The sequence below is a fragment of the Microvirga sp. Mcv34 genome, assembly GCF_024519725.1.
Classification (GTDB): Bacteria; Pseudomonadota; Alphaproteobacteria; order Rhizobiales; family Beijerinckiaceae; genus Microvirga.
Genome location: NZ_JALJRK010000071.1, coordinates 1 through 23,181, shown reverse-complemented (window position 1 = coordinate 23,181; position 23,181 = coordinate 1). Strand labels below are relative to the sequence as shown.

General features: G+C 64.7%; 23 protein-coding genes. 12 read left to right on the top strand and 11 right to left on the bottom strand.

The window, feature by feature from the left end:
• The first annotated feature begins 184 nt into the window (after window positions 1–184).
• The 4 genes from OC446_RS24030 (at window position 185) to OC446_RS24015 (ending at window position 4,362) form a co-directional block, all read left to right on the top strand.
• Entirely contained in the window at window positions 185–1,240 is a 1,056-nt protein-coding gene (locus tag OC446_RS24030) for a ligase-associated DNA damage response exonuclease (RefSeq protein WP_262031537.1), read from the top strand.
• On the top strand, window positions 1,237–3,117 hold the full coding sequence (locus tag OC446_RS24025; RefSeq protein WP_262031535.1) for a cisplatin damage response ATP-dependent DNA ligase: 1,881 nt from the start codon (window positions 1,237–1,239) through the stop codon (window positions 3,115–3,117). Before OC446_RS24030 ends, OC446_RS24025 begins: the two co-directional genes overlap by 4 nt.
• Window positions 3,114–3,563, top strand: a complete 450-nt coding sequence (locus OC446_RS24020) for a secondary thiamine-phosphate synthase enzyme YjbQ (RefSeq protein ID WP_262031534.1) — start codon at window positions 3,114–3,116, stop codon at window positions 3,561–3,563. The genes OC446_RS24025 and OC446_RS24020 overlap by 4 nt, the downstream gene beginning before the upstream one ends.
• A gap of 127 nt (window positions 3,564–3,690) precedes the next feature.
• Window positions 3,691–4,362 (top strand): response regulator, encoded by a 672-nt coding sequence (locus OC446_RS24015; RefSeq protein WP_009491399.1) that lies wholly within the window; start codon window positions 3,691–3,693, stop codon window positions 4,360–4,362.
• On the opposite strand, the gene OC446_RS24010 is transcribed toward OC446_RS24015, so the two are convergent.
• The gene (locus OC446_RS24010; protein WP_262031533.1) at window positions 4,359–5,300 is read right to left on the bottom strand and encodes an alpha/beta hydrolase; all 942 of its coding nucleotides are present in this window, start codon (window positions 5,298–5,300) and stop codon (window positions 4,359–4,361) included. The genes OC446_RS24015 and OC446_RS24010 overlap by 4 nt on opposite strands.
• A 110-nt stretch (window positions 5,301–5,410) precedes the next feature.
• Between OC446_RS24010 and OC446_RS24005 the strand changes: the two genes are divergently transcribed.
• Together OC446_RS24005 and OC446_RS24000 are read left to right on the top strand one after the other, a co-directional pair.
• Window positions 5,411–5,674 carry a DUF6460 domain-containing protein gene (locus OC446_RS24005; protein WP_262031532.1) on the top strand — a complete coding sequence of 88 codons (264 nt, stop codon included), beginning with the start codon at window positions 5,411–5,413 and terminating at the stop codon, window positions 5,672–5,674.
• Between the two features lie 17 nt (window positions 5,675–5,691).
• Window positions 5,692–7,029 (top strand): MATE family efflux transporter, encoded by a 1,338-nt coding sequence (locus tag OC446_RS24000; protein ID WP_262031531.1) that lies wholly within the window; start codon window positions 5,692–5,694, stop codon window positions 7,027–7,029.
• An 11-nt stretch (window positions 7,030–7,040) separates the two neighbouring features.
• On the opposite strand, the gene OC446_RS23995 is transcribed toward OC446_RS24000, so the two are convergent.
• Both OC446_RS23995 and OC446_RS23990 read right to left on the bottom strand, forming a co-directional pair.
• Window positions 7,041–8,126, bottom strand: coding sequence for a quinone-dependent dihydroorotate dehydrogenase (locus OC446_RS23995; protein WP_262031530.1), 1,086 nt, complete (start codon window positions 8,124–8,126; stop codon window positions 7,041–7,043).
• Window positions 8,126–8,467: a DUF952 domain-containing protein gene (locus OC446_RS23990; RefSeq protein WP_262031529.1), complete on the bottom strand. Its 342-nt coding sequence runs from the start codon at window positions 8,465–8,467 to the stop codon at window positions 8,126–8,128. Before OC446_RS23990 ends, OC446_RS23995 begins: the two co-directional genes overlap by 1 nt.
• Before the next feature lie 155 nt (window positions 8,468–8,622).
• Between OC446_RS23990 and OC446_RS23985 the strand changes: the two genes are divergently transcribed.
• Window positions 8,623–9,255, top strand: coding sequence for a helix-turn-helix transcriptional regulator (locus OC446_RS23985; RefSeq protein ID WP_262031528.1), 633 nt, complete (start codon window positions 8,623–8,625; stop codon window positions 9,253–9,255).
• A gap of 7 nt (window positions 9,256–9,262) precedes the next feature.
• Here the strand turns inward: OC446_RS23985 and OC446_RS23980 are convergent, their stop codons facing one another.
• Window positions 9,263–10,984: a lysine--tRNA ligase gene (locus OC446_RS23980; protein ID WP_262031527.1), complete on the bottom strand. Its 1,722-nt coding sequence runs from the start codon at window positions 10,982–10,984 to the stop codon at window positions 9,263–9,265.
• A 104-nt stretch (window positions 10,985–11,088) separates the two neighbouring features.
• Window positions 11,089–11,967: a transporter substrate-binding domain-containing protein gene (locus OC446_RS23975; RefSeq protein WP_410055120.1), complete on the bottom strand. Its 879-nt coding sequence runs from the start codon at window positions 11,965–11,967 to the stop codon at window positions 11,089–11,091.
• 64 nt (window positions 11,968–12,031) lie between these two features.
• On the opposite strand from OC446_RS23975, the gene OC446_RS23970 reads away from it, so the two are divergent.
• Entirely contained in the window at window positions 12,032–13,882 is a 1,851-nt protein-coding gene (locus tag OC446_RS23970; protein ID WP_262031526.1) for a glycosyltransferase, read from the top strand.
• On the opposite strand, the gene OC446_RS23965 is transcribed toward OC446_RS23970, so the two are convergent.
• The 3 genes from OC446_RS23965 to OC446_RS23955 form a co-directional block, all read right to left on the bottom strand.
• Window positions 13,860–14,027 (bottom strand): hypothetical protein, encoded by a 168-nt coding sequence (locus tag OC446_RS23965; RefSeq protein ID WP_262031525.1) that lies wholly within the window; start codon window positions 14,025–14,027, stop codon window positions 13,860–13,862. The genes OC446_RS23970 and OC446_RS23965 overlap by 23 nt on opposite strands.
• Window positions 14,028–14,091: 64 nt before the next feature.
• Window positions 14,092–16,281: an ATP-dependent RecD-like DNA helicase gene (locus OC446_RS23960; RefSeq protein WP_262031524.1), complete on the bottom strand. Its 2,190-nt coding sequence runs from the start codon at window positions 16,279–16,281 to the stop codon at window positions 14,092–14,094.
• A 93-nt stretch (window positions 16,282–16,374) separates the two neighbouring features.
• Window positions 16,375–17,040, bottom strand: coding sequence for a trna delta -isopentenylpyrophosphate transferase (locus OC446_RS23955; protein ID WP_262031523.1), 666 nt, complete (start codon window positions 17,038–17,040; stop codon window positions 16,375–16,377).
• Window positions 17,041–17,383: 343 nt separating this feature from the next.
• Here OC446_RS23955 and OC446_RS23950 point away from each other — a divergent pair, with 343 nt between their 5' ends.
• Complete coding sequence (locus OC446_RS23950; protein ID WP_262031522.1) at window positions 17,384–18,034, top strand: hypothetical protein; 651 nt, start codon at window positions 17,384–17,386, stop codon at window positions 18,032–18,034.
• 93 nt (window positions 18,035–18,127) lie between these two features.
• Here OC446_RS23950 and OC446_RS23945 read toward each other — a convergent pair whose 3' ends face one another.
• From OC446_RS23945 to OC446_RS23935, 3 genes are read right to left on the bottom strand one after another with little or no spacing between them, the layout of a single operon-like run.
• The gene (locus OC446_RS23945; protein ID WP_262031521.1) at window positions 18,128–19,129 is read right to left on the bottom strand and encodes a metallophosphoesterase; all 1,002 of its coding nucleotides are present in this window, start codon (window positions 19,127–19,129) and stop codon (window positions 18,128–18,130) included.
• Window positions 19,126–20,961, bottom strand: coding sequence for an AAA family ATPase (locus OC446_RS23940; protein WP_262031520.1), 1,836 nt, complete (start codon window positions 20,959–20,961; stop codon window positions 19,126–19,128). Before OC446_RS23940 ends, OC446_RS23945 begins: the two co-directional genes overlap by 4 nt.
• Window positions 20,958–21,254, bottom strand: a complete 297-nt coding sequence (locus tag OC446_RS23935; RefSeq protein ID WP_262031519.1) for a hypothetical protein — start codon at window positions 21,252–21,254, stop codon at window positions 20,958–20,960. The genes OC446_RS23940 and OC446_RS23935 overlap by 4 nt, the downstream gene beginning before the upstream one ends.
• A 299-nt stretch (window positions 21,255–21,553) precedes the next feature.
• On the opposite strand from OC446_RS23935, the gene OC446_RS23930 reads away from it, so the two are divergent.
• The 3 genes from OC446_RS23930 to OC446_RS23920 are packed head-to-tail and all read left to right on the top strand — an operon-like array spanning window position 21,554 to window position 22,884.
• Window positions 21,554–22,159, top strand: coding sequence for a hypothetical protein (locus OC446_RS23930; protein ID WP_262031518.1), 606 nt, complete (start codon window positions 21,554–21,556; stop codon window positions 22,157–22,159).
• 5 nt (window positions 22,160–22,164) lie between these two features.
• Entirely contained in the window at window positions 22,165–22,578 is a 414-nt protein-coding gene (locus tag OC446_RS23925) for a hypothetical protein (protein ID WP_262031517.1), read from the top strand.
• A gap of 30 nt (window positions 22,579–22,608) precedes the next feature.
• The gene (locus OC446_RS23920) at window positions 22,609–22,884 is read left to right on the top strand and encodes a hypothetical protein (RefSeq protein WP_009491418.1); all 276 of its coding nucleotides are present in this window, start codon (window positions 22,609–22,611) and stop codon (window positions 22,882–22,884) included.
• Window positions 22,885–23,181 lie beyond the last annotated feature (297 nt).

Below are 23,181 nucleotides of genomic sequence, written 5' to 3'. Positions count from 1 at the left end.
CACTCGTTGCGGCCACCCACGTCTTTGGAACCGCACCGTCACCAAGGCGTGGATGTCCGGCCCAAGGCCGGGCATGACGACGGAGAGCTTCCCGCGGCCGTCCAAATCGCCGATGGAGCCCATCGCCGAGCACGGCATTATCCCTCAACCTGATATCGACGATCCGAACCCTATATCCTCACCCATGGCGCTGCGTTCCACCGACATCCTCACCCAGACCCCGCAAGGGCTCTACTGCCCCCTCGGCGACTTCCACATCGATCCGGTCCGCCCCGTCGAACGGGCGCTGATCACGCACGGGCACTCGGACCATGCCCGGTCGGGCCACCGGTCCGTCCTTGCGACCCGGGAGACCCTGCTCATCATGGCCGTGCGCTACGGCGAGAATTTCGCGGGCTCGACGCAGGAGGCTCCCTTGGGGGAGAGCCTGCGGGTCGGCGAGGTGACCGTGCGCTTCACGCCCGCCGGCCATGTGCTGGGCTCGGCGCAGATTGCCATCGAGGCCGGCGGCACCCGGGTCGTGGTCTCGGGCGACTACAAGCGCGCGGAGGACCCGACCTGCCTGCCCTATGAGGTCGTGCCCTGCGACGTCTTCATCACCGAGGCGACCTTCGGCCTGCCGGTCTTCCGCCATCCCGACACGCGGGCCGAGGTGCGCAAGCTCCTGGATTCCGTCGCCCTGTTCCCCGAACGCGCCCACATCGTCGGCGCCTATGCGCTGGGCAAGGCACAGCGGGTCATGGCCCTGCTGCGCGAGGAGGGCTATGACCGGCCGATCCATCTCCATGGCGCGATGGAGCGCCTGACCGCGTTCTACAAGTCGGAAGGCATTCCCTTAGGCGAGACCCCGAAGGTCGTGGCCTCCGAACGCTCGAAGCTTGCCGGCGCCATCGTGATCTGTCCGCCCTCCTCGATCCAGGACCTGTGGTCCCGCCGCTTTCCCGACCCGGTCACCTGCTTCGCCTCCGGCTGGATGCGGGTGCGGGCCCGCGCCCGGCAGAAGGGCGTCGAGCTGCCGCTGGTGATCTCCGACCATTCCGACTGGGACGATCTGTGCCGCACGATCCGCGACACTGGCGCTGGCGAGGTCTGGGTTACCCATGGGCAGGAGGACGCCCTGGTCCATTGGTGCACCACCCACGGCATCCGGGCGCGGCCCCTGCACATGCTGGGCTATGGCGACGAGGGCGAGGCGGAAGAGACCCAGCCTGCCCCCGCGGACGCGGGGGACGCCGCATGAACCGCTTCGCCGCTCTCCTCGACCGTCTCGGCTACGAGCCTCGCCGCAACGCGAAGCTGCGGCTGTTGACCGATTACTTCCGCCATACCCCGGATCCGGAACGGGGCTATGCCCTCGCGGCCATGACCGGAGCGCTCATGTTCAAGGAGGCGAAGCCCGGCCTGATCCGCGGCCTCGTCGAGGAGCGGACCGATCCGGAGCTGTTCCGCATGTCCTATCATTATGTGGGCGACCTGGCCGAGACGGTGGCCCTGATCTGGCCCGCGCCGGGGCATGATGCGGCAGCGCTCCCCTCCCCCCTGCGGGGAGGGGCAGGGGTGGGGGTCGGAAAGCCGAAGCGGGGATCGATCGATGCCTTCGCAGACGATCCTGCCAGTTCCTCACGCGATGGCGCCTCACCCAGTCGAACCACCCCCACCTCCAACTCCTCCCCGCAAGGGGGAGGAGAGATCGGGCCCGGCCACAACAACCCGCCCCCTCACGTGCCGAGTCTCACCGAGGTGATCGAAACCCTGGCGACGACCGGCAAGAGCGACCTGCCCGGCAGGGTGGCCGAGTGGATGGACGCCCTGGACGAGACCGGGCGCTGGGCGCTGATCAAGCTCATCACCCGGGAGCTGCGCGTCGGCGTCTCGGCGCGGCTCGCCAAAACGGCCGTCGCCCAGCTCGGCGAGATCGAGCCCGACGAGGTCGAGCTGGTCTGGCACGGGCTGGAGGCGCCCTACGAGGATCTCTTCGCCTGGATCGAGGGGCGCGGGCCCAAGCCCGAATCCACCAATCCCGCGCCCTTCCGCCCGTCCATGCTCTCGCATCCCCTGGAGGACGAGGATTTCGAGAAGCTCGAAGCCTCCGAGTTCCTGGCCGAGTGGAAATGGGACGGCATCCGCCTCCAGGCCGCCGCTGGCCACGGCAGCGACGGGCGGCCGGTAAGGCGGATCTATTCGCGCACGGGCGAGGACGTGTCCCGGGCCTTTCCGGATCTCGTGGAGGCTCTGACCTTCGAGGGCGCCATCGACGGCGAGTTGCTGATCGTGCGCGAGGGCCGGGTCCAGAGCTTCAACGTGCTCCAGCAGCGCCTGAACCGGAAGGCCGTGACGCCCAAGCTCATCGCCGAGTTTCCGGCTCACTTACGCGTCTACGACATCCTGTTCGAGGGCGAGGAAGACCTGCGCGCCCTCCCCTTCGCCGAACGGCGGCGGCGTCTCGAGGCGCTTGTTGCCCGCATCGGCGATCCGCGCATCGACCTCTCGCCCATGGTGCCCTTCTCGACCTGGGACGATCTCGCCGCCGCCCGCGCCGATCCGGCCTCCGTCGGGGCCGGCCCCGATGCGGACGCCATCGAGGGCTGCATGGTAAAGCGGGCGAACAGCCCCTATCTCCCTGGCCGCCCCAAAGGCTACTGGTACAAGTGGAAGCGCGATCCCTACCTCGTTGACGCCGTGATGATGTACGGCCAGCGCGGCCACGGGAAGCGCTCGTCCTTCTATTCCGACTACACCTTCGGCGTCTGGCGCGATGGGCCGGGTGGCGACGAGCTGGTGCCCGTGGGCAAGGCTTATCACGGGTTTACCGACGAGGAGCTGGTGAAGCTCGACCGCTATGTCCGCAACCATACGGTCAAGCGCTTCGGCCCGGTGCGGGAGGTGGAATACGGCAGGGACCGGGGCCTCGTGCTGGAGGTGGCCTTCGAAGGGCTGCAGCGATCGACCCGGCACAAATCGGGCGTCGCCATGCGGTTTCCCCGCATCAACCGGATCCGGTGGGACAAGCCCGCCGCGGAGGCGGACCGGATCGAGACCCTGGAGAAGATCCTGGAGCGCGGCGAGGAGGAGGTCTATCCCCTGCAGGATAAGAACGCGAAGAGGCAGAAGGGATGAGGATCGAGACCCTGTCCGAAGGCGGGATCGAGCGGCAGGCCAGCGGCCGGCTGAACGTCGGCACGCGAGGCCCGGGCCTGACCGAGATCACCGATGCGGTGGCCGAGTGGGTGTCCGGCACCGGCATCCGGAGCGGCCTTCTGACCGTCTTCTGCCGCCACACCTCGGCCTCGCTCCTGATCCAGGAGAATGCCGACCCGGATGTTCGTCGGGACCTGCTGACCGCCTTCGACCGGCTGGCGCCCCGGAGCGCCGGCTATGTCCACACGACCGAGGGTCCCGACGACATGCCGGCCCATATCCGGACCATGATCTCGGGCGTATCCTTGAGCATTCCCGTAGTGGAGGGCCGGATGACTCTAGGGACCTGGCAGGGGATCTACCTGGCCGAGCACCGGGACAGACCGCACCGCCGCGACGTTATATTCCACCTGATCGGCTCGTAATCCACATGATTGGATATGACGCCTTCACAGATTGCCTTAGAATAGCCGGGATCAACGTCTGCCGCCTTGCCATCCTGTCAGGGATGCGGCTAAGGCTCAGGGAAGTTCTCGTGGGAGAAGACGAAACGTGCAGAGTCAAACCACCACGATCATCATTGCCGATGACCATCCGTTATTTCGCGGGGCATTGAGGCAGGCGGTCGCCTCAACGATGCCCCAGGCCCGGGTGGTCGAGGCGAGCGGCATGGATGACCTGAATACGACGCTGACCCAGGAGCGGGATGTCGACCTGATCCTGCTCGACCTGACGATGCCGGGCGTGCAGGGCTTTTCAGGCCTGATGTCGCTCCGGGCCCAGTATCCGGAACTGCCGGTCGTGATCGTATCCGCCACGGAAGAGCCGACCGTGATTCGCCGCGCCATGGATTTCGGCGCCTCCGGCTTCATCCCGAAATCCATCGATACCGACAGTATCGGCGGCGCCATCCAGGCGGTGCTCGCGGGCGATACCTGGACCCCGCCCGATGTGGACCTGTCCGCCTCGGAGGATGCGGAGACGGCCGACCTCGTCCGTCGCCTTGGCACCCTGACCCCGCAGCAGGTCCGCGTCCTGACCATGCTGTCCGAGGGCCTGCTCAACAAGCAGATCGCCTACGAGCTCGGCGTTTCGGAAGCCACCGTGAAGGCCCACGTCTCGGCCATTCTCGACAAGCTCGGCGTCGACAGCCGCACGCAGGCGGTCATCGCCGCGTCGAAGATCGGCGTGACCCAGCGCCCCTCCCCGGCAGGCGCCGACTAAAGCCCCTCGATGAACCCGTCGATCCTCGACAGAGCCTGCTCGCTCATGGCGCTGTCGAAGCGGATGAACACGTGGCAGCCGCCGGGCCAGACGGCGAGGTCGGCCTTGTTGCCGGCCGCCGCATAGCGGGAGGCCATGAAGAGCGTGTCGTCGAGGAGCATGTCCTTGGTGCCGACCGAGAACAGGGCGGGCGGAAGGCCCTTGAGGTCGGCGTAAAGAGGCGAGATGTCCGGATCGGTCCGGTCGCCCGCATGGCCGACGAAATTCTCGGCGAAGACCTTAACGTCATAGGCGTTGAGGATGAGCCGCTCGGTTCCCCAATGCCGTACGCTTGGAGTCAGGGTGAGGTCGTAGCAGCCTGCGAAGAGGTTCGCCCCTCTGAAAGGCTTGAGGCCATGCCTGTCCCGCAGGCGCAGGATGGTCACCGCGGAGAGATGCGCGCCCGCCGACTCCCCGCCGATGAAGAGGCGCGAGGTGCCGAAGCGACTTTCCATCTCCCGGATCACCCAAAGGGCTGCCGCCTCGCAATCGTCGGGACCGGCAGGATAGGGGTTTTCGGGCGCCAACCGGTATTCGACGGAGACCACCGCAAGGCCGCAGCGATCCGCCAGCCGGTCGAGCCAGGGGTCCTGCTCGTCCGCCGTGCCCCAGGTCCAGCCGCCGCCGTGGATATGCAGATAGACGCCGCGTGGATTCTCGGGCGCGATGATCCGCAACGGGATGGGACCGACAGGCCCGTCAATGGTGATCGTCCTGGCCTTGCCGCTCGACAGCATCAGGGGGAACGGCCCAAGGCCCTGACGGCGCCGCTCCCGCACCAGGGCTGGGGGCACGGACATAGGATCCGGCAGGGCCGCGAGCTTTGCCACGATCTCGGCATTCTGGGCGCGTATCTCGTCGCTGATGGCGGAGGGGTGGAAAAGGGCTGGATCGATCATGCGAAACTCGGTTTGGGTTGCGTTCGTCGCCGGCCCTTGCGATGAAGCACACGCAACGCTCCAGGTCTATTACGCTTTCTTCCAGTGAAGCTTTCTGACGAGATGAGGACATGTCCAACCTGAACCGCTTTCTCGGCGGCTCCCCCGGCTCGGTGCTGGTGAAGCTGATTTTCCTGTCTCTCCTCGTCGGCGCCTTCCTGGCCTTTTATGAGATCACGCCGTTCGAATTGATCGAGCGCCTGTTCAACTGGATCGCCTCGGTCCTCGATCTGAGCCTGGAGACCGTGCTCGATGTGGGACGCTGGGTCCTGTACGGCGCTGTCATCGTCGTGCCGCTCTGGCTCATCTCTAGGCTGTTCGGAAGCCGCCGCTGAGGCATTCGAGGCTGATCATGGACGGCTCGCCGAGCGCAAAGCGCCTGGACATCTCCCATCGGCGCATCCTCCTCCTCGCGCTGCCGATGACCCTGTCGCACGTGACGACGCCGCTCCTGGGTCTCGTCGACGCGACGGTGATCGGGCGGCTCGGCGAGGCACATCTGCTCGGAGCTGTGGCCCTGGGCGCCGTGATCTTCGACTTCGTATTCTGGAGCTTCGGCTCGCTCCGCATGGCGACCGCGGGCCTGACCGCACAGGCGACCGGGGCCGGAACCCGGCACGAGGTCGACCTGACGCTCGCCCGGGCCTTCCTGGTGGCGGGCATGACCGGCCTCCTGCTGATCTTGCTGCAACGGCCCATCGCCACGCTGGCCTTCTCCATGGCGGGCGCGAGCCAAGCCGTGACGGACGCGCTCTCGACCTATTTCTTCATCCGGATCTGGGCCGCGCCCTTCACCCTGGCGAACTACGTGATCCTCGGGTCCACCCTGGGGCGAGGGCGAACGGATCTCGGGTTGTTGCTGCAGGTGGTGATCAATGTGGCGAACATCGTGTTCACGATGGCGCTGGTCCTGGGCTCCGGTCTCGGCATCGCGGGCGCGTCCATCGGCACGGCCTTGGCCGAAGTGCTGGGTGTCGGCCTCGGCATCGTAGTCCTGCGCCGCCTCGGTTCGAATCCGCTCGCGGTCACATGGCACGAAGTCCTGAACCGAACGGCGATGCTGCAGACGCTTGCCATGAATCGGGACATCATGATCCGCAACGTGGCGCTGATCCTCGCTTTCTCGATCTTCAGCGCGCTCGGGGCCCGCTCGGGCGACGTGACGCTCGCGGCGAATGCGGTGCTCTACAACATGTTCCTGGTTGGCGGTTACTTTCTCGACGGCTTCGCCACGGCCGCCGAGACCCTTTGCGGCCAATGTGTCGGAGCCCGAGACGAACGCGGCTTCCGGCGCGCCATTCGCCTGAGCCTGGGCTGGTGCATCGGCTTCGGGTTCGCCGTCTCAAGCCTGTTCCTGATCGGTGGCGGCCTGTTCATCGACTTCGTGTCGACGAACCCGGATGTGCGCGCCTATGCGCGGGAGTATCTGGTCTTCGCCGCCCTGACCCCGCTCCTCGGAGCTGCCGCCTTCGCGTTCGACGGCATCTACACGGGCGCGACCTGGACCCGTTCCATGCGCGACCTGATGGTGCTCGCCTTTCTGGTGTACGGCGCCATTCTTCTGGTGGCCCGCGATCTGGGCAACACGGCCTTGTGGATCGCACTCCTCACGTTCCTGAGCGCACGCGGCCTTGGCCAGTTCATTCTCTATCCGCGACTGGCGAAGAAGACCTTCGCCAGCCTGTCCTGAAAAGAGGATTGTCAGAACCGCCCCTGGGCAATTCCCGATGCGTCGCGTCCCACGGCTCGATCGAGTGTCGTCTTTTCGGTTTGAAGGACCTGCAGCAGCCCGCGCTTGATATCGCCGATGAGACCTGGGCCGTTGTAGACCATGGCCGAATAGAGCTGCACCAGGCTCGCGCCCGCGCGGATCTTGGCCCAGGCGGCCTCGGCGGAATCGACGCCGCCGACGCCGATGAGCGGGATCTTTCGCTCCACGCGCAGGAACGTCTCGGCGAGAAGCTTCGTGGACGGCACGAAAAGCGGCTTGCCCGATAGGCCGCCGGTTTCGGCAGCAAGCGCCCTTTCCTTCAGGCTGTCGGGCCGGGCAATGGTGGTGTTGGACACGGTGAGCCCGTCGATTCCGCGCTTGAGCGCCGTCGTGACGATCGCATCGAGCGTGTCGAGCGTGATATCGGGCGCGATCTTCAACAGGATGATCGTCTTGCCCCTGCCCGTGTCCGCCTTGTCCCGGGCTTCCATGCTGCGGGCGAGCAGATCGTCGAGGAAGGCCTCGCCCTGGAGGTCGCGCAAGCCCGGCGTGTTGGGCGAGGATACGTTGATCGTCAGGAAATCCGCCAACCCGCACAGGCGCTCGATGCAGAGAACGTAATCGGCGATACGATCCGTCGAATCCTTGTTCGCCCCGATATTGACCCCGACGATGCCCGGGCGTCCGCGACGGGCGGCGAGCCTCCGGCGCGCGGCGTCGAGTCCTTCGCTGTTGAGGCCGAACCGGTTGATCACGGCCTCGTCGCGCGTCAGCCGGAAGACGCGTGGGCGCGGGTTTCCGGCTTGCGGCTTCGGCACGACGCCACCGAGTTCGACGAACCCGAAACCCAGACCGAGGAGCTGGTCGGGAACCTCGCATTGCTTGTCGAAACCTGCCGCGAGCCCGACGGGATTAGGGAAATGCCGGCCGAAGACATCGACGGAGAGACGCGCGTCGTCCGCAGGCGCGGGCGAAGCCGGCATCAGCGACAATCCACGGATCGTCAACTGGTGGGCCGTCTCCGCGTCGAGTGCATGAAGAGCGGGCTTGGCGAAGGAAAAAAGCGTACCGATCATCAGGAAAGATCCGGAAAAATGTGCTGGCCGTCCGCACCCAGCGGCAACGGCTTTACCCATTGGACCGTGGACAGGGGCAGCGGCGCGTAGAGATGCGGAAACAGATCTCCCCCACGGGAGGGTTCATAACGCAGAGCGTCACCCAGCGAATCGCCATCGATCGCGATCAGCAGCAGGCCGCTCTGACCGGCGAAATGCCTTTTGGCCGTCTCGCGGACCTGCTTTTCCGATGAAAAATGGATGTACCCATCCCGGATATCGATCGGCGCCCCTTCGAAGGAGCCGGTGCTTTCTGCCGCCTGCCAAAGCAAAGCAGGGCAAATTTTATAAATAATGTGCATGAAGACTTGAGTATCCGCGCGTCACATCAGGAGCAACCCAAATTAGACATATTGTCTCAATAGTCTGTTGCCAATCGGCTAACTTTTCGGTCACATTTAATTCCTAATTGTAGGTTCGCTTTCATTAGTTTTCGCTCTTAGCGAAGGTTCGTAAAATGCTATCTCACGAGCGCGTGTGGGCTGCTATCGATGCATTGGCATCACGTCATGGCATGACCGCATCAGGACTGGCGCGCAAGGCCGGTCTCGACGCGACCAGCTTCAACAAGTCGAAGCGCGTGAGTCCCGAAGGCCGGGAGCGATGGCCCTCCACAGAGTCCATCTCGAAAATCCTGAAGGCCACGGGCGCGACCCTGGAGGATTTTCTCCGCCTCGTCGAGCCTTCCGGCTCTTTGCGACGTTCCATGATCCCGTTGATCGGCATGGATGACGCAGCCGCCGGCAAAGTCTTCAACGAAGAAGGCATGCCCAACGAGGGTCCCGGTTGGGACGAGATCGAGTTCCCCGATTTCGGGCAGGAAAAGGTTTTCGCCCTCGAGGTCACGGGCGACACCCTCGCCCCTCTTTACCGGGACGGCGATATCCTCATCGTCTCGCCGACGGCCAGCACCCGCAAGGGCGACCGGATCGTCGTATGCACGACCACCGGGGGTATCCTGGCCAAGGAGCTCAAGCGCCGCTCGGCCAAGACCCTGGAGATGACGTCCCTGAGCAAGGACCAGGAGGATCAGGTGATCCCGGCCGAGGAGGTCTCCTGGTCGGCCCGGATCATGTGGGCGCGGCAATAGGCGCGACTCAGGCCGCGCGCTCTTTCAGGAACGCCTCGTGCTCGCGCACGAGGTCGCCGTTCAGCGCCTTTCGGATCAGCGCCCGCGTCTCCTTCACCCCGTAGAGAGCGATGAACGAGCCGAAGCGAGGACCGCGGGGCTCGCCCAGCAGCACTTGATAGATGGTGTTGAACCACTCGATGGACACGCCCGGACGCTCGGGCGTAGCGCCCTTGGCCTTGAGGTCCTGGTAGCGCGGCTCGGCGCGACCCACATTGTAGATCTCTTCCTGGATCGTTTCCGCCGTCGCGGGCCGCTCGCCCGTCTCGAAGGAGCCGAGCACCTCTTCCAGGCGCTTCAGCGACGCGGCCTCGACCTCGTCGGCCAGGCGATAGGCCTTCTGCGGCTTCACGAAATCCTCGAAGTAGCGCACAGCGCGCTTCACGAGGCTGTCGAGGCGCGGATGCGTTTCAGGCGACACGCCCGGCGCATAGCGGCGGATGAAACCCCAGAGCACGTTGGGATCCTCGGAATTCGCCACAGCCACCAGATTGAGCAGCATGGAGAAGGAAATCGTTGTGCCGGGCTGGTTGCCGCCGCCGGACGAGACCAGCTCGGGAGCCGGCGGTTCGCCTGAATGGAGATGCCAGACCGGGTTCATCAGGCGTGCCTTGGCATCCTGAGCCGGGTACTTCTCCAGGAAGGTCAGGTAATCGTCCACCTGCCGCGGGATCACATCGAAATAGAGCTTCTTCGCCTCGCGCGGCTTGTTGAACATGAACAGCCGCAGGCTGTCCGGCGTGCCGTAGGTCAGCCACTCGTCGATGGTGAGCCCGTTGCCCTTCGACTTGGAGATCTTCTGGCCCTTCTCATCCAGGAAGAGCTCATAGTTGAACCCGTCCGGCGGCAGGCCGCCGAGCGCCTTGGCGATCTCGCCCGAGAGCTTCACGCTGTCGATCAGGTCCTTGCCGGCCATCTCGTAATCGACCCCGAGCGCCACCCAGCGCATGGCCCAATCGGGCTTCCACTGCAGCTTGGCATGACCGCCCGTCACCGGTGTCTCGAAGCGCTCGCCCGTATCGGGATCGCGCCACACGATGGTGCCGGCATCCAGCTTGCGCTCGTCGATCGGCACCTGCATGACGATGCCGGTTTTGGGGTGCACGGGCAGGAACGGCGAATAGGACTGCCGACGCTCCTCGCGCAGCGATGGCAGCATGATCGCCATGACGGCATCGTAGCGCTCGAGCACCGTGAGCAGGGTTTTGTCGAAACGCCCGGCCCTGTAGCACTCGGTCGCGGACATGAACTCGTAATCGAACCCGAAGGCATCGAGGAATTCGCGCAGGCGCGCATTGTTGTGGTGCGCGAAGCTCTCATGGGTGCCGAACGGGTCCGGCACCTGGGTCAGCGGCTTGCCCAGCGACGATGCCACGAGTTCCTTGTTCGGGATGTTATCGGGAACCTTGCGCAGGCCGTCCATGTCGTCCGAAAAGGCGACGAGGCGCGTGGGGATGCTGTCCCCGGTCAGCACCCGGAAGGCATGGCGCACCATGCTGGTGCGCGCCACCTCGCCGAAGGTGCCGATATGCGGCAGGCCCGAGGGACCATAGCCCGTCTCGAACAGAGCCTCTTTCTTCCCCGTCCGTTTGAGCCGCTCGACGAGCTTGCGCGCCTCCTCGAAAGGCCAGGCATTGGCGGTCTGGGCGGCTTCAATCAGGGCAGGATCAAGGGTCAGAGGGTGAGACATGGGCCTAGTGCTTGCAGGAAATGCTTCCAGAAGCGCGGCACACTAGGGATCAGACCCGCGAGGGTCAATGCGGTAAACCCGTCGTCATCTCAGCCGATCAGGCTTCAGAACGGGCTGATCGGGAAGAAACGCAGATAAAGCTCGGCGTATTTTCCTTCCTTCCAGAGCTGCTGCAGGGCGAAATCCAGGGCGCGGCGCAAGGGCTCGTCCTCGGTCCGGGTGATGAAGCCGATGCCTTCGCCGAAGAAGCGGCTCTCCAGGTAAGGCCCGCCGGAGAAGTCGCAGCAGCCGCCCGCCTCCTCTCCCCCGATCCACAGGGCGAGGCCGAGCCCATCGGCGAACAGGTAATCGATCTCGCCGGCCTTGAGGGCGGCCTGAGCGGCGGCCATGTCCGGGAAGGGTTTGAGATTGCCGCCTGCCATGAAGGCCTTGGCGAATGCCTCGTGGGCCGTGCCGCCGACAACCCCGATGGCTTTGCCCTGCAGCGCCCTGGCTTCAGGTGCCGGCTGATTGCGGTCCCTGCGCACGGCGAAGCGCGCCGGGATCTTGAAATAGGGAGCCGTGACGGCAAACCGGCTCCGCAGGTCCGTCGTGATGGGAATGGCCGCGGCCACTACGTCGCCCTGGCGCTCCTGCAGAGCATCGAGCAGCGTGTCGAAGCGACGGACCTGGACGGTGCAGGTCAGGCTCAGCCGCTCGCAGACCGCGCGGGCGAGTTCGACCGACAATCCGGTCGGATTGCCGTCCAGCCCCGGGAAGTGCAGCGGCGGGAAATCATCGTCCACGAGAAAGCGGATCGTGCGGGTGGCCGGCAGGTCGGGGCGCTCGAGAAGAGCTTTGGGATCCCAGAAGTTCGGGATCGTCACGCCCTCGGCCTGGGCCAATCCGGTCATCAGCAGGAGAACCGGCAACGCCCGGAGCCATCTGAAGGGGTTGATCTTGGACAGGAAGCACGCAACCAATGTAACAATATCTCGAAGCATCAATCGATCATCTCTTGCACGCAACCCGGTACCCATCAACAGCGCTCCGTGAAAGCGTCTGCCCATGAGGCAGGGTCTAGCGGAGCCGGGCCCACAGTCAACAGCGCTGCCGGTCGAGATCGGCTTCCTGGCCCACCATGGCCATTCCCCGGAAACGCTGCGCCAGGCTGCGATCCTCGCTCGCTTCGCCGGGGTCTCGGCGGACGAATTCATGCTGAAGCACGGCCTAGTCGGCGAGGATGAATTCTATCGGGCCCTCGCGGACGAGCTCCGGCTTCCCTTCCTGGCCGCCCCTCGCCTGGCGCGATCCGCCCTTTACCCCGACAGCATTCTGGCGGGCATCGCGCCCTTGGCTGGCCTGAAGTCTGGGTTCGTGACGGCGCCTCGCGGTACCGCGCTCGTCCGTCTCCTGGGAAACCGGCTCCGTAGCCGATCGCTTGCCATCACCTCGCCGTCCCGCCTGAGGGAAGCGATCTTTCGCGTCCAGGGCAGGCGGATCGCCGATCAGGCCGCCTCGGATCTGGCCCAGCACGCTCCCGAGCTGGCAACGGGTCTCAGCTATGGGCAGATCGCTGGCCTCTTTACCATCCTGACGCTCACGGTATTCGGCATCGGTTACGCTCCCGGGCCGACCCTGGCGACCATGGGGGCTGCCATGGGGCCGCTTTTCCTGGGCATGATCATCCTCAGGCTCATGGCTTCGATACTCGATAATCCAGTCGATCCGACCACGGAGGCCCCCCGTGCCGAGGATCATGCCCTGCCGGTCTATTCGATCATCGTAGCGCTCTATCGAGAGAGGCGTGTAGCCGAAAAGCTGCTCCGAGCCTTGTCGCGGCTTGATTACCCGCCAGCCAAACTCGACATCAAGCTCGTCCTCGAAACGGACGATCGGGAAACGCTCGAGGCTCTTCACGCCTCCGATCTCCCAGGCAATGTGGAGATCATCGTCGCGCCCAAGGGCGAGCCGCGCACCAAGCCACGGGCGCTCAACATCGCTCTCCCCCTGGCGCGGGGCCGCTTCACGGTCATCTACGATGCCGAGGACGTGCCGGATCCCGGCCAGTTGCGTCTCGCCGTCGCCCGGTTCGCCCGCCTGCCGCCTGACGTCGCCTGCCTCCAGGCGAGGCTCACCATCGACAACACGGACGATTCCTGGCTCACGCGGCTTTTCACCATCGAGTACGCGGCCCTGTTCGACGTGTTCAATCCAGGTCTGGCCGAGATCGGGAGTCCTATCCCCCTCGGCGGAACCTCGAACCATTTCCGCACCTCGGTTCTCAAAGCGGTTCACGGGTGGGATGCCTGGAACGTCACCGAGGATGCCGATCTCGGCCTTCGCCTGGCCCGGCTGGGCTACGAGGTCAGGGATCTTCCCTCTTCGACCCTGGAGGAGGCGCCGGGCACCCTCGGAGCCTGGATGCGGCAGCGGACCCGGTGGATGAAAGGTTTCGTCCAGACCGCGGCGACCCATTCGCGCGGGCCGTGGGTCCTGCTCCGGCAATTGGGCTTCTGGCGCTTCTACGGCGCTCTCGTCCTGACCTGGGGCATCGTGCTCAGCGCCTTGTTCTACCCGCTCTTTTCCGCCCTGTTCGTGACATCATGGCTTTCCGGGAACCCCAGGCTTTACACCTCTCACTGGGAGATCGCCCTCGGCACCTACAACCTGACGCTCTTCCTCTCCGGCACGGCGGCGATCATGATACCGGCGCTGATCGCCCTGCACAGACGCGGGCTGTGGCGGCTTTGGCCGTGGCTGCCGCTGCTCCCGTTCTATTACGGTCTCGTGAGCATCGCGGCGTGGCGGGGATTATGGGAGCTGGCGACGGCACCGTTCCGTTGGAACAAGACGAGCCACGGGCACGCCCGGACGTCGCGGGCTGGATCGGATCTCAGAAGCACCAGGCGAGAGTAGTCAGCACCAGATCATTGAACACGGCGCCGCCATAGCGCCACCAGAGGATCCCGCCGGAGGCGACCAGGCACAGGATTGTCCCGGCGATAAGGCCCGTGCGGACCCGCCGTTCCTGCTGGTTGAGCTGTCCGGTCTCGACATGCATGTCCGCGATCCCACAAAGGTGTCGGGCAGCCACTATAGATGGCTGCCATTGCAAGGGAAAGAGATCAGAGACTAAGCCAGTTCCGCAGGCGGGAGAGGCGTGGCTCCTCCTCCTGGGAGACGGCCTGGGCGAGCGCCGCGCGGCTTCCGACCAGGACGACGAGGCGGCTGGCGCGCGTCACACCCGTATACAGGAGCTTGCGTCGCAGCATGGAGGCCTGCTGCAGCGCCACGGGAACGACCACCGCCGGGTATTCCGACCCTTGGGCCTTGTGGATCGTCACCGCGTAGGCGAGCGCCAGCTCGTCGAGTTCCTTCAACGTATAGACCACGCGCCTGTCGTCGAACGCCACCGTGAGTTCACCGTATTCCCGGTTCACTTCTCGCACGATGCCGACCTCGCCATTGTAGACATCGCGCTCGTAATCGTTCCTGACCTGCATGACCTTGTCGCCGGGGCCGTAGACCCATCCGGCGCGGTGCAAACTGTCGATCCCGGGCGGGTTGAAAATCTGCTGCAATTCCCCGTTCAGCATCTGCGTGCCGAGCCGCCCGCGGTTCATCGGGCACAGCACCTGAACGTCTCGCACCGGATCGAGGCCGAACTTTCTCGGGATGCGGTCGCGCATGAGGATCGTCATCTTGGCCATGGCATCGGCCGGCGTGTCCGCCGCGACGAAATAGAAATCCGAGTCCGGCCGGTGCGAGAGATCAGGCACGAGGCCGCGATTGATGGCGTGCGCCACAGTGATGATGCGGCTTTCCCGCTCCTGCCGAAAGACCTCCCGAAGATGCACGACCGGAACGGCGCCGGACGCGATGATGTCGGACAGGATCTGTCCGGGCCCGATGGAGGGAAGCTGGTCCACGTCGCCGACGAGGAGCAGGCAGGCCTCGTTCGGCAGGGCGCGCAAGAGAGCCGCCATGAGCCGGATGTCGAGCATGGAAGCCTCGTCCACCACGAGGAGATTGCAGTCGAGCGGCGCCTTGGAATTGCGCCGGAACCCACCTTCGGACGCTTCGAGGAGCCGATGCACGGTCTTCGCGGGAAAGCCCGTACTCTCGGCAAGCCGCTTCGCCGCGCGTCCTGTCGGAGCGCAAAGGGCGACCTGCAATTCGTGCTTCGCGCAGAGATGCGTCAGGCTGCGAATGAGCGTGGTCTTGCCGACGCCGGGACCGCCCGTGACGACGAGCACCTTCGCCTGGCAGGAGGCGATGAGCGCATCGCGCTGGCTCGACGAATAGGAGACCCCCGCGGTCGATTCCGCCTCGGCGATCACCTGTGCGGTGTCGAGCCCGCGCCAGGGATGAAAGCCTTGCGTGATCTCTTTCAGGCGTTGCGCGATGAAAACCTCGGCACCGTAGAGGTTCTTGAGAAAGATGCAGCGATGGCCGTCGAGGTCATCGGCCACGAGCTGTCCCGCTGAACATTGCGCATCGAGCACTGGCGCAAGCTCTTCCTTCGGTACTTCGAGGAGCGCGCTCGCCTTCTGCAGGAGTTCATCGGCAGGCAAGCCGGAATGCCCATCCTTCACGGCTTCGGACAGAATGTCGGCGAGACCGGCCTGGAGCCGGATCTCGGCCGTCGGCTCGACAGCGAGCTGTATGGCCACCTGGTCGGCCAGGGCGAATTCGAAACCGGGGATGTCGAGAGCAAGTCGATACGGGTTTGCCGAGATGATGTCGATGGCTCCCACACCATAGGCGCGATAGATGCGCGTGAGCAGAAATCCGCCGATGCCATGGGCATTGAGAAAGGCCGCGATGTCCTTCAGGGCGCGATGCTCGGCCCAGGCCTCGCCGATGCCGAGCGCCTTCGCCATGCCGATGCCGTGCACGCGCGTCAATTCGTGCGGCTTCTTCTCGATCACATCCAGAATGCGCGAGCCGAACGAGGCGATGAGCCGCTGCGCGACGGCAGGACCGACGCCCTTCAGCAGACCCGACCCTAGAAATCGCTGCAGGTCTTCCGCCGTCGTCGGAGCCGTGCTCTTCAGCTCGGCGGCGCGGAACTGAACCCCGTGATTGCGGTCGTGCAGCCACTCGCCGCTCGCCTCGACCACCTCGCCGATGGCGACCGACGGCGCGTGACCGACGACGGCTACGGGCTTCCGGTGCCCACGCGCCTTGACGCGCAGCACGCAGAAGCCGGTTTCGTCGTTGTGGAACGTCACACGCTCGATGGAGCCGACGAGATGTTCGGAGAGGGACAGGGCGTCCTGCCCAGGAGCAGGAAGGGCGGATGATTTCGGCATCGATCAGCGGGACCACGAGCGCCGGAACGCTACCGCGAAAAGAAAAAGGACGAGATGATCGTCAAACCATCTCGTCCATGATCGCAGCGAAAGTTAGGCTGCCTTCTTGGTCGGCCAGCCGAGCTCGACGAGGCGGGCCTTGGCGAAGTCGCGGATCTCGTCGCGGATGCCTTCCGGCAGATCGGCGAGCGTCTTCTGCGTATCGGCGTGGAGCATCAGGTCCGTGACCGCATTGATGGTCTTGGCCTTCTTGATCTTCGCCTTCAGGTCGTCCTCGACCTTGCCGTCGGCGGCCGCAGCTTCGACCTTGCCCTTCTGCGGCTCGGTCTTTTCGAGTTCCACATGCGGGTCGACATAACCCGGACGACCCTGCTTGAACTCGTCGGCCTCTTCTTCGGAGTAGACGTAGCCATGAAGCTCGATGAGCTTGAGGATCACGCGATCTTTCGCGCGCTTCTCCGCCATGGCGTAGACATAGGCGGCCTGCTTGCCGGAGACCCGGTAGTTCACGCCGATCAGCGCCTCGCCGATGGACCATTCCACCCGGTCACCCATGCGGCCCGTCACCTGGATGACGGCCTCGTCGCGCTCGGCGCGAATGATCTTGGGCTCGTCGAAGACGACCTTCGCCTGGGCGGCGATGCGCTCCAGCGTCTTGTGATAAATGACCGCCGTTCCCTGGACGCGCCAGACGTTCCCGGCCATCGGCTCGCCGAATTTCGCAAGCACCTCTGAAATTTTCTTGTCCGTCGTATTCATCCTCGATCCTAACGTTCTCAGGAGCCCGCAAATCGGTGACGCGCTCTTGTCGCAGCCTTGTCTCGGCCAGCGCGTTCGGTATTTGTTCTATAGCAAATTTAAGCCGCTCGGTCCACTTTACGGCGCATCTGGCCGACCAATAAATCATTATATGACAGGCACTTAGACCATGTGCCATTTTGTCCCAATCACGCAGAAGGGGTGCTTGGCAGAGTGCTGAAGAACTCTGTCGCCTGGGCGGTGTGCAAAGTTTGACCCATAGCTCATTGTTCTATATATGTTCTCATTATCACCATGGGCCGAGGATTGCCCATCCGTACGAAAAGCCAAGCTGGAGGCCCCGATGTCCGCGCAAGCGCTCCTCGACCTTTCGGACAGGCGCCCTGCCCGCCGCTCGGGAACCCGCCGGGCCCAGAAGCGCCCGTCCACGCCGCTCACGCGCAACGTCCTGATCGCCGATTACCTAGCGCTCTGCGAACTCGACGCTGAGGTGGAATCCCTGCGCGCGCCGGCCGATCCGGCGGAATTCGCCGTTGGAGACGAGACCATCGAGCACGTGGCGGATTTTGAGATCGTCAGGGACGGCACCGCCTATCTGGTCGATGTGGTGACTGACGAAGACCTGCTGAAGCATCGGCTGCGGGCCGCCGCGATCCATGGCATCGCCTCGTCGGATGGACGCCCCTTCATGATCGAAACGGCCGCCAGCATCCGGGCCGAGCCGCGCTTCACCACCATGCGTCTCATCCTGGCCTGCAAGCGCACGCCTGTGACGGCGGGAGACCGGGTGCGGGTTCTGCATCAGCTCGACGAGGTCGGGGCCATGCGGCTGGTGGATTGCGCCAGCGCCGTCATGAACACGCAGGACGGTGTCGCGGCCGTTCTGGCGCTCGCCTGCGAGGGGCTGATCGCCGTCGATATCAGCCGCCCGATCCTGCCGGAAACGCAGGTGCGCCGACGCCGCCTCCCCTATACGGATCCGTTCGCCTTCTAAAGCACCGAACGCAAAGGTAAGAACCGGTTTTGCGTGGAAGGATGCGTCAAACCCGACGGGTAGAGCATTGCACGTGAGCTCACGTCCGATGCTCTAAGACTGCGCGGCGTGGCGCTCCACCGCTTCGCCGAGGAGCGAGCGCACGATGGCGCGCACGGCATCCGGCGTCTCATCGGCGGCGAACTTCGCCTCGATCTCGTCGCGGACAATCGCGCCGTCGCCGCTTCGCTTCAGCTCCGTGGCCGATTCCGCCTGCAGCAGTGTGACGAAAGCACTCTCCACCTCCCGCGCCACGACGGCCCCGTCCGCTGCGTCGACGACGCGGCCGGTCAGATCGAACACGTTGCTCTCATAGGGCAGAGCGTGCGGCTCCAATGCGCCGCTGCCGTCCAGGATCCAGGCGCGCGGCACGTGATCCACAAGGTCGACGGATTGGCGCGTGATGGTGCCGGGGTTCATCCAGCGGGTGCGCCCGGCCAGGATGGATTTCTGCGTCTTGTGGATGTGCCCGTTGATCAGGACATCGCAGCCTTCGACCGCGAAAGGCGGTACAGCTCCCGGATAGCCGCCATCGAAGGCGATGTCGTGATGGGTGAACCATGCGTGCAGATCGACGCCCGTGAAGGAACCGCGCGCATCCGTCGGGATCGCCTGGCCGTAGGGCGTCATGCCGATGCCGACGCGACGCGCATCGACCTGGAACTCGGTCACGGGTGCCGAAGCGGCCACCACGTCGACGACGTCGCACAGACCCAGCAGCGCCAGCGAGTCGCTGTCCGTCAGTGTCGTGTGCTGAATATCGTGATTGCCCACATTGACGATGGGCCGATGCCTGAAACCTTTCAGAACGCGGATGAGCTGGTTCTTGAGCGCCACGTCGGTCTCGACCGGCCGGTCGAACAGATCGCCGAGGATCACGACGGCGAGCCCCCGCTCGTTGGCGATGGCCACGCAGCGCTCGAGCTTGCCGAGCACGGCCTGGGGCCACACGAGATCCTTGCGACGACCCGGACGCCGCGAGCCTACGTGCGGATCCCCGATGACGAGGACACCGTTGCACGCGACGGGGGTAAGACGATCTCCGGACAGGATCATGCGGTCAGCCGCTCCGACGGCGTGGAGGAATGCGAGGAATGGGCATGATGGTCGAGCAGGCTTTCAGGCTTCACTGGCGAGCCGCAGGTGGGGCAAAGCCCACCGGTTTCCTCCATGAGCTGCGCCATGTCCGCCTGCAGGGCCGTGAGCCTCTCGTCGACCTGCGCGATACGGCTTTGCGCAATCCGAGCCGCATTCCGAAGATCCATCATCCGCTTCAGCATGTTTTGCGCCGAGGCCGTGTTTTCAAGGGTAGGAAGAGCCTCCGGCAGGTTCCGCAGCGCCGTAACCCGGGCCTTGCTCCGGGCAAGATCGCGTCCGAGACCGATGACCCGCTCGGTGATCCGCCGGTGCTCGCGCGAGCGCTCCACCCGGCGCGTGATGTCCATCAGCCGCTCGGCTTCAGGCAGCGTTGCCGTGACATCGGCGCGTGCCCGCGCTTTCTCCAAGCGCCGGTGGAGCTCGTTGAGTTGCGCGGCGCGCTGTCGCAGCCCGTGCAGCCGCCCTGAGACCTCCTTGAGCTCTCCGGCCTGGCTGCGGATCGCCGACAGCTTGTCCTTGAGCGCATCGAGGTCGTTCATCCCGTCGAGCGTGTCGCCGAGCGCGATCAGTTCCCGCTCGCCGCTGCGCACGAGATCGTTGTCGCGCCGGCAGCGCTCGCGATGAATGACGAGCATGTCGCGGATATAGCCGGCCTCCTGGCCGATCGAGAGAACGGCGGAGCGGCGGGACGGCGTCTCTCCGAGGAGGAAGACGGGGAATTTCTGGTGCGCGATGTGAACGTCGAGATCCTCCACCTTGCGGATTCGGATCAGGTCGGCGACCCAATCGGGCACATTGCGCCCGCCGGTCTCGTAGCGCATCCCCTGCTCCTCGACAACGGATCCGTCCGCGTCGTGCATGGACCAGATGTTGACAGGCGAGCGGCGCGGCTGGCGCGTGAAGCGCAAAGTCCGGTTTCCAGCCACGCCGATCTCGACGGTCGCCGCTTTTGCGCCGGCGCGCACGAGGCTGTCGCGGGCCTCGCCATAGAACACCGCGCGCAGGGCACGGATGAAGGTGGACTTGCCGCGGTTGTTCGGGCCGATCAGCGCGTTCACGCCGGGGCCGAGATGAAGCGTCGCGTCCTCGTAGGCCTGCACGTTGACGAGCCGGATGAAGCGCAACCCGGGCTGCGCTTCGTCCCAGGCGGCGCGGGTGTCGGCGGATTGCACAGCGACGCCGGAGACGGGCTCGCCGACGATGCGGGCGATGTGGAACGAGCCCGAGAACTGCGACAGGTCGTGATGCGAAACGGCGAGACACTGCACGCCGAGACGCGCGGCGCCATCCTCCAGCACCTTGTAGAAGGACGAGACGCGGTCCGGCGCGATCCAGCAATCCGCTTCGTCGAGGGCGAGAAAGCGGGCGACATCAGCCTTGACCACCGCGATCAGCCGCAGCGCCATGCCGATCACGTTCGTCAAGGCGCCGCCATTGTCCTCCAGCACGTCCTCAAGGGTGCCGTCGGCGCGGCGCACACAGATATCGAGCGAGGCCAGGCCGCGCTCGGTCGACAGATCGAGCGCCACGGGCTTCTCGCCCGGCAGGACCTCCTGAACGAGGGCGGTGAGCAGCGTCTCAAAGGCTGACAGACTGCGGCGGCTTGCCGAGCCGTGAACGGCCTCGATGAAGGTCTCCACCTCGTCCTTTACGGCGAGACGTCCCTTGGCGAGTTCAATCGCCCGCGTCAGCTCCTCGCGGCGACCGCGCAGGGCATCGCGCCGTCCTTCCAGTCGCGCCAGGGAAGCTTGCGCCCGCGCGACGTCATGATCGATGTCGAGTCCGATCAACGCTCATCTCCGAGCTGCTTGAGACGTGTTTCGACATCTCGCAGAGCGGCGCCGAATTCATCGGCGAGCTTGGCATTGCGCGCCTGCGCGTCCTCGATCAGTCCCTGAAGCTGTCCTTCGTCGTCGGTGCCGAATTCCGACAGGGCGAGAGCCCGCGCCTCTTCGAGTTCGCGCGTGAGGCGCTCGACCTCGCCCTCGGCCCGGATCCGCTCCGCGCGCAGCTTGTCGAAGGTCTTGCGCATGTCCTCCAGGCGCCGGAGCTGGTCCGTTTCGAAGCGTGTCGGGCTGGTCATGAGGTGGCGAATCCGCTGCGTTGGAATGGTCGAGCTTCAGTTATCGCCAGCGATATTTCGCCGCAACGACTTTGCCTCTTTTTGAACGGGATCGAGAGCGATCTCTTCAATCCTGCCATCTGAACCTCCACATAGTATCCGTTACTCCAAGATTACAGTCCCACAGCGCCGACTTTGCTTGACACAGCGGCTATCGGGAGTATGTTCTTGGTTTGTTCGCATCCTGTGTATGCGTCGTGGATGTGACGCCATTAGGGCAGCCGCGCCTCACCGCCGCAAGGGATCCTGCGATGACCGCCATGACGGACGAAAGAACGATTTTCGAGAACGAGGAATGGCTCGTGGTCGAGAGCGGCCTGGAGCATAAGCGAACCGGCTATTTCATCGACCGCGAGAGCGTGCGCCAGCGCCGGGAGGACGGCTTGTGGACATGGCCGCTCCATATGGCCGAGAAGAGCTGGTGCGCTCTGGAGCCGTTCTCCGAAGCGTTCTCCTGCGCGGCTTCCGTCTATGGCGTCCCGGCAGGCGCCGAGCTGGCGCAGACCTTCAAGATGGCCCGCTGCGAGGTCTCGACTTGGCCGAAGGTCGCCAGACAATCCAGGCGGACGTCGAACCCCGTTCCGCTGATCCCACAAACCTTGCATCCGCAGGGTCCAAACCCCATTTTCATTGAGCCGCGCTCTTCGGACAAACCCTTGAATGGTCAAGGTTTTCCGAACCCGGACGACGTCTGGCGCATCCGCCCGCAAACAGGCGCGCGCCCGTTCCTGAAGAACCCGCGTATCCGTTCCGAACGCCCGAACCCGACGCGAGACGCCGACCTTCCCTGGCGGGCGCAGCGCCGGATCCGGAAGACCGGGACAAAGCTCGTCCAGCTGCTTCAGGCGGCCTGGACCTTACGGTGAGGACAATGCCGAGCTTCGGCCTCGAAGAAACCATGCGCTACGGCGCCGATGCTTTTCAGGGCGCCGGCTCCGGAGCAGATAACGCTGCTCCCGAGACGGCGGACGAGTTCGCCCAGCATGTGATCGAAACGATCTGCCATGCGAGCGTCACCCCCGGCATAGGCCGTCGTACATTCGAGCGCTGCATGCGCGCGCTTGATCTCGGCTCGACAGCCAGGGTCGCTTTCCGCCACCCGGCCAAGGCCGAGGCGATCGATACGGTCTGGCGCGAGCGTGAGCGCCTGTTCGAAGAATACAACGCGTGTCCCGACAAGCTGCGCTTTCTTGCGACACTACCCTGGGTGGGACCCGTGACGAAACATTCCCTAGCTCGCCGGCTCGGCATCTACGCGGAGCATGGACAGCGGGCCGTTGCCTGAAGACGAAACAACAAGAAGAGGAATCACCCCATGGCCAAGGTCCGCGCAAGCGATGTCGGTTTCTGCGTCGTCGATGACAACGCCAATGTGATCGCCGACAACCTCGTTCACCGCATCCGTGAGGCTGCCGCCGAGATGGAAAGCCAGGTCAACCGGCTTTATCGCGGACGCGAGGCTTACGATCTCGAGGACGGCACGAAGCTCGATCTCGACAAAGCGATAGAGCAGCTGACCTATATGGCCCGCACCCTGCGCGAGGTTCAACGCGAACAGTCGAAAGTGGTTTATCTTCAGGCTGCGGAGTAAAGCTCGCGCTCATTGAGACTTACGGGGAGGTGTGGAAGATCACGCCTCCCCTCTTTCATTCCTCTCCCGCCCGAGATACGGCCGAACGCTCCAACCCACGGCCTTCCTCTTGTGTTTCACGTGGAACAAAGATAGAACAATAGGCGATGCCTCGTTCAAGGCAGGAATGTGCAACCGACCTGAAAACGTGAGGCATTGCCAATGCCTCAGCCGTTCAGGAGAGACGAAGTGGAGAGACTGTCATGGCAGGCAGTGTGAACAAGGTGATTTTGGTCGGGAACCTGGGGCGCGACCCTG